Source organism: Nonomuraea sp. NPDC049784 (assembly GCF_040659615.1).
Lineage (GTDB): Bacteria > Actinomycetota > Actinomycetes > Streptosporangiales > Streptosporangiaceae > Nonomuraea.
In genome coordinates, this window is record NZ_JBFAMX010001077.1 from 1 (window position 1) to 2,019 (window position 2,019).

The following is a 2,019-nucleotide window of genomic DNA, read 5'->3' on the forward strand; positions in this document are numbered from 1 at the left end:
CCTGCCGCGAGGCCGCTCTGCGCAGGTCCACCCTGTGCGGGGCCGGACTGTGCGGCTGCGGCGGCGGGGCGGGCGAACGCGCCCGTCTGAGGCACGGGCTGCGGGCCCGTCTGGAGGGGGCCACCCGCGGGAGCGCCCGGCTGGGTCCAGGGGCCGGGGTAGACGTCCCCTCCCTGCTTGCCGCTCTCCGGGCCGCCCTGCCCACCAGTGGCACCGGCGACGGAGGTGAGTTGCTGGCCCGTCACCGGCTCGATGGCGGACTTCGGGGCCGGCTGGCCGGTGAGGCGGACGATGAGCTCGTCCGCGCTGGGCCGCTGCGCCGGGTCCTTGGACAGGCAGGCGGCCACAAGCTCGGCCAGCACGCCCTCCATCCCCCCGAGCTGCGGCTCCTCGTTCAGGATCCGGTTCATCACCACGGGGATGGAGTCGGCGCCGAAGGCGGGCTTGCCCGTCGCCGCGAACACCATCGTGACGCCCCACGCGAACACGTCGGCCGCCTCCGACACGGCCGCACCGCTGAGCTGCTCGGGCGCCAGGTACGAGGGCGTGCCCATGGCCATCCCCGTGGCCGTGGCGCCAGGGGAGTCCAGAGCGCGGGCGATGCCGAAGTCGATCACGACGGGACCCTCGGGCCCCATGAGTACGTTGGCGGGCTTGAAGTCCCGGTGCAGGATCCCGGCGCGGTGGATGGCCGCGAGCGCCGTGGCGGTGCTGATCGCGAGCCTTTCGAGCGCCGCGCCCCGCCGGGGCCCCTCGTTGATGACCAGCTCGCGCAGCGACGGTCCCGGGACGTATTCGCTCACGATGTAGGGCCGGCTGCCATCCAGGTCCGCGTGGAGCACTGGAGCGGTGCAGAACCTGGCCACCCGCTGCGCCACCGCCACCTCGCGCAGGAACCGGGTCCTGGCGTCGGCGTCGGCTACAAGCGCATGGTGTAGCAGCTTGACCGCGGCCTGTTCCCCGGACTCGCTTTTGCCCAGGTAGACAACGCCCTGACCGCCCTCGCCGAGCCGGGCGACGATGTCATACGTCCCCAGCCGCCGCGGATCGTCCGCCGCCAGCGGCTGGAACTGATTCACGTCGGACCCCCATAACAACCCAGTGGATGGGGCAAGACGCTACCAGTGTGAAGGTTGGGGCGTCTGCCGGACCTGCCAGAAGTTTCATGTTTTGACGGAGAATGTCAGGCATTTGTTCGCCCTCCGTCGCAGGTCCTGTGCGCATACGCCCCTAAAGTCACGGGTTGGTCAAGGTGCCAGACGCGTCCGGCCAGATCGCCTTGCCCGGGTTCAGGAGGCCCAGGGGGTCGAAGACCGCCTTGATGCCCTGCTGAATCTCCGTGACCACCGGGCCGGACTCCAGCGCCAGCCAGCGCCGCTTGAGCAGCCCCACCCCGTGCTCCCCGGTCAGCGTGCCCCCGAGCTCCAGCGCGTGCGTGAAGATCTCGTCCGCCGCCGCCCACACCTCCGGGGGCGGCTCCACCATCCCGCGGTCGAAGATGAAGACCGGGTGCAGGTTCCCGTCACCGGCGTGCGCGACCGTGCAGATCTTCACGTCGTGCCGCGCGGCCGTCGCCTCGATGGCGCTGATCATGTCGGGCAGTACGGACCGCGGCACGCACACATCCTCCACCAGGCACGCCCCGAGCCGCTCCTTGGCCTGGTACGCCAGCCGGCGCAGCGCGATCAGCTCCTCGGCCTCCTGCGGGCTGGAGGACACCGCCACGAACGAGGCGCCGTTCTCCACGCAGAGCCGCTCCATGTGCTCGACCGCGGCCTGGCTGTCCGTGGCGTCGGACTGGCCGATCAGCATGGCCTGCGTGGCGGGCTCCAGTCCGATGTTGCGCCAGTCGTCGAAGGCCTCCAGGGTGGCCCGGTCGAGCAGTTCCATGAGCGACGGCTGGCAGCCCGCCGCCATGATCGCCGAGACGGCCGCGCCCGCGTCCCGGAGGGAGCCGAACTCGGCCGCGAACGTGGCCGGTGGCGCGGCGGGCGCCCGGCGCAGGCGCACGGTGGCCGC

The 2,019-nt window shown here is 71.9% G+C and carries 2 protein-coding genes; both read right to left on the reverse strand.

Features of this window, described 5'->3' with window-relative positions:
• Nucleotides 1–1,079 (reverse strand): serine/threonine-protein kinase (locus AB0J09_RS63395; RefSeq protein ID WP_360713991.1); only part of this gene is annotated, 1,079 nt, incomplete at its 3' end.
• A 157-nt stretch (nt 1,080–1,236) separates the two neighbouring features.
• On the reverse strand, nt 1,237–2,019 hold a 783-nt coding region (locus AB0J09_RS63400), incomplete at its 5' end, for an FAD-linked oxidase C-terminal domain-containing protein (protein ID WP_360713993.1).